The following is a 638-nucleotide window of genomic DNA, read 5'->3' on the forward strand; positions in this document are numbered from 1 at the left end:
TCGTCGCGCTCGTGTATTTCGCGCTGTCGCTGCCGATCGCGAAACTCGTCAACGTCATCGAGCGCCGCCAGGACGTCGCCGTCCAGCGCTGAGGAGCCCGCCGTGAACCTCGATTTTTCCGTCGTCTGGCCGTACTGGCTCGTGCTCGCGAAAGGCCTCGGGCTGACGCTGGCGTTCACCGCGACGTGCGCGCTCGTCGGCAGCCTGCTCGGCTTCGTGCTGAGCCTGCTGCGGATGTCGACGTCCCGCTGGCTGCGCGCGCCGGTCACCGCGTTCGTCGAATTCTTCCGCGGCACGCCGCTGCTGATCCAGCTGTTCTGGGTGTTCTTCTGCTTCCCGGTCGTGCTGCGGCTGCCGATTCCGCCGTACCTGTCGGTGCTGATCTCGCTGACGCTGTACATGGCCGCGATCACGAGCGAGACGTTTCGCGGCTCGCTGAAGTCGATCGCCGGCGAGCAGCACGACGCGTGCATCGCGCTGAGCCTGTCGCCGCACGTGAAGATCGTCTACGTGATCTTTCCGCAGGCGCTGCTGCGCGCGATTCCGCCGTTGCTGTCGAACGTCGTGAGCCTGTTCAAGGAGAGCGCGCTCATTTCGTCGGTCGGGATCGCCGACCTGATGTTCGTCGGCCAGAACGT

General features: G+C 65.7%; 1 protein-coding gene. It reads left to right on the forward strand.

All coding sequences use genetic code 11. The annotated features are described in order from the left end of the window. Positions 1–102: 102 nt before the first annotated feature. A partial coding sequence (locus Q3A80_RS31915) for an amino acid ABC transporter permease (RefSeq protein WP_446332753.1) occupies positions 103–638 on the forward strand: 536 nt, incomplete at its 3' end.

This window comes from Burkholderia sp. SR8 (genome assembly GCF_052851275.1).